General features: G+C 58.7%; 4 protein-coding genes. All 4 read right to left on the bottom strand.

The window, feature by feature from the left end; all coding sequences use genetic code 11:
* Positions 1–316, bottom strand: a 316-nt coding sequence (locus tag E1J61_RS35665; protein ID WP_165971613.1) for a DUF4393 domain-containing protein, incomplete at its 3' end; no start/stop codon positions are given.
* 8 nt (positions 317–324) lie between these two features.
* On the bottom strand, positions 325–1,242 hold the full coding sequence (locus tag E1J61_RS35660) for a hypothetical protein (protein WP_133098493.1): 918 nt from the start codon (positions 1,240–1,242) through the stop codon (positions 325–327).
* Between the two features lie 48 nt (positions 1,243–1,290).
* On the bottom strand, positions 1,291–2,079 hold the full coding sequence (locus E1J61_RS35655) for a hypothetical protein (protein WP_133098492.1): 789 nt from the start codon (positions 2,077–2,079) through the stop codon (positions 1,291–1,293).
* 142 nt (positions 2,080–2,221) lie between these two features.
* Positions 2,222–3,044, bottom strand: an 823-nt coding sequence (locus E1J61_RS35650) for a hypothetical protein (protein ID WP_207951305.1), incomplete at its 5' end; no start/stop codon positions are given.

Here is a 3,044-nt window from a genome sequence, read left to right as displayed (position 1 = left end):
ACAAGTTGAGATACATCTCTGTCAACGGTGATCCGTCCTCCTGAAACCTTAGCTTCTCTGCCACTTGAAGCGCCATGGATTCGACGGGAGCTATACGCCGTTCTTGCGGCACGCGTTCGAGTGAACTACGTAGATGACGCGCGAGCCGGTCCTGCAACATCGCGCCATATTGGATTGGAAAGAGCGCTAGACGTAGTGTCTTGACCAAATCGACGCCAAGCTTGCTGGCCTCCTTCAAGGTGTCGGCGACCGCATCGCTATAGACTTCTTTGACTACCTCCGAAGGTACCAATTTGATCAATTCGTTCGTGTCCATTCTCGTATCTATCCTTCTGAGATCAGTTTTAGAACTGCGGCCATATCAACTCCAAACCGTTCGCGATTGCTTGGATCAAGATCAATCATGAACATCTCATCCCACACACGTTGCATCTCATCCGAAGATCGGAACAGGGGTAACGCTATCAATCGACGTTCTATTTCGGCTGCTGCCAACTGCCCTTCTGCCAGCAATCGCTGTCGCAGCCTCTCTACCCGCCGCCGCTGTTCGTCAGGACGCCTCGAGATGATGAGGCGCTTCATCAATGCCTCAAAGGCAAGCACCACGAATGGCTCCCATTCAAATGCAACTGTCGTGGCCTCTTGAGACGCGCTTGCCGCTATGGCCTTAAGCGTGGGATCATGATCCATCCAGCGCCTATAAAACTCCTTGGTCCCTTGAAGCAAATTGGTTGGCGTCACTTCGGCATCAGGGCCAACCAGCGCAACGGCAGGGGCACGGGGTCCTTGACAGAATGCTTTGATCCCAGCGAAACCAGTACAGGCTGCGACCATGACCACCAGATTGCAATGCGACACCAGATTCAGCTGTTGCAAAGGGATGGTCAACTCATCCCAGCTTAGCAATTCTCGCCCTCCGGTACCGTCCGGTCCTTCGAGGCCGGTGTCGTCACCATGGGCTTCGAGATGGAGAACTGGGATCATTCCGGTTTGCTGCGTGCGCGCGGTTGCGCAGTCAATTGCCGCGATGACTTCGGCCTTGTTCTTGCAAGAGCGGTATGCAGACCAGCCCGGTCGGCGCTCCTCCATCCACTCGTGCAGAAGTCGCCCAGTACATTTCTCATCGGGATGCAGCCACTCGACAATCCAAACGTTGGTCGCTCGGATTGTCGCTACTGCGGGGGGGCCAGGTAGCCTCTCGAGGAGTTCCTGTTCCGCATCTGTGAGATCGTCGTCTTTCACACCCTCACCTCCATCCCTATCCCTTGGCTTCCGAATGATCGCTCGCCGTCAATGGACGGTGAGGGTACGCACGAAGAGTTCCGCCCATTTCAGCGCATCGAACACCAGCGGTTTTAGGATGGGCTTGGTGCCATGCACGTCGCCCATCTTTGAGCGTAGGACCTGCATGACGTAGGCGCCCTGGTTCAAGGCTCCCTTGAAATTCTGTAAGAACGGCTTGAGGGTGCCGTCATCCCAGCCCAGCGCGCGCAAGGGGGCGTCAAAGTTAGCCACAGCCCCGAGTGCGACGTTGCATCCCTCTTGGAACGAGGCCTTGTTGGGGTCTCCCAGGCCGTGCTGGCGGTAGACGAGCGCCACCGCGCTGTCCACCGCACCGCAGGCGGCCGAGATCGCGCCGCCCAAGTCACCGTCCCGGAAGCGCTGTGCGGCCTTCACCAAATCAGCGCGAGGGATTTCCGGCAACGCGCCCAACTCGGCGGGGTCAAACAGTTCCAGCGGAATGAGCCGGTTATCGGCAAGACCCCAGCCGTGCCGTCTGAGGTCATCTGCCAATGCAGGCTGCAGCTCGGGCACCCGGCGAAGCAATTCCTCGGCAACTAGGACAACGCTGTGTCGGCGCTGCTCGGGCATCATCCTGCCAAGTTCGCCTTCGATGGCCGCCATCAGCTGGCCCTTGGTAGCGCCGTTCTGCTGCTTCTGCACCAGTTGCGCCAGCGCAGGCGCGTACAGGTTCACACCGCCCAACCCGACGATGTCCTTGATAGTGTCGAAGCTCTGGGCCCGCAGGTGAGCATGGAGCGTGCCCCATGCGGCTTCCAGCGTTGGTATCGTCGTCATCGCGTTTTCTCCTTGTTGGACTGCGCTCTGGACCAGTCCGAATCGGCCATTTTATGTCGGGGGCGCAGCGCCGCCGTTCCCAGCACTAGCTACACAAGACCTAGACTTACTTAGAGCGCACGTGCTAGAACCTCCAGAGTGTTCAGATTGGGGTGGCCCCATAGGTGCGTTGGAGGCGTATCCACGTCGATTTGGAGACCTGAAACGCGTTATCGGCGCGCATGGTCGCGATTATCCGCAGTTCACCCAATATGCCCCGCGCTCCGTCCTCCACGACGATTAACACTTCATTGCTGGCGACAAATCGGATCCAAAGTGAGCCGTCAGGGGTTTTGAAACGCGTCGCGTCTGCCGGCACAGTTCGTACGAGCTGTGCAACGGGAGACCGGCCGGCACGCTTCGCCTCTTCACGCTCGGCGTATTCGCGCACCTGCTCCTGGAACGCTGTCTCGCACTCCTGCTCGAGTCGCTCGCGCTCTAGATCGAGCTTTCCGTTGACCAGCCACTGCTTTCGGGAATCATCACCGAAAAGGATTGCCGCGAGATCGCCGACGGTCTCAGGCCGGTCCCGTGTCAGGTCAATTTCGACCGCTGCATACCCACGTGCTGTCAGTTGCGCCCGCTTTTCGCTGCTGACCTTGTTTCGAACGGCGATCTCGACCAATAGACGGCGCTCTCCGACCCCCAGAACAATGTCCGGGCGATGCTTGACGAGGATGTTTTCGAGCCCCACCGAATCCGGTCTTACGATCGCCGCGGCGCTCTTCGTCTCTTGCACGATTGGCCGGATGGGGCCTTCGCGACGCACGACTACGTGGCGTGGAGGCACCACAAACACGCCCCCTCTAGCGATGAGGTATTTGGCGACGTGATGAAGGATCGCCTCATGTGCCCACCGGCACTCAGCGCCGGAATCATGGGCAAAGGAGTGAGCCAGGATCTCCCCATGCCGAGCTATCAATGGT

The organism is Cupriavidus sp. L7L, from assembly GCF_004353535.1.
GTDB lineage: Bacteria > Pseudomonadota > Gammaproteobacteria > Burkholderiales > Burkholderiaceae > Cupriavidus > Cupriavidus oxalaticus_A.
This window is presented reverse-complemented; position numbering and strand designations above follow the sequence as displayed.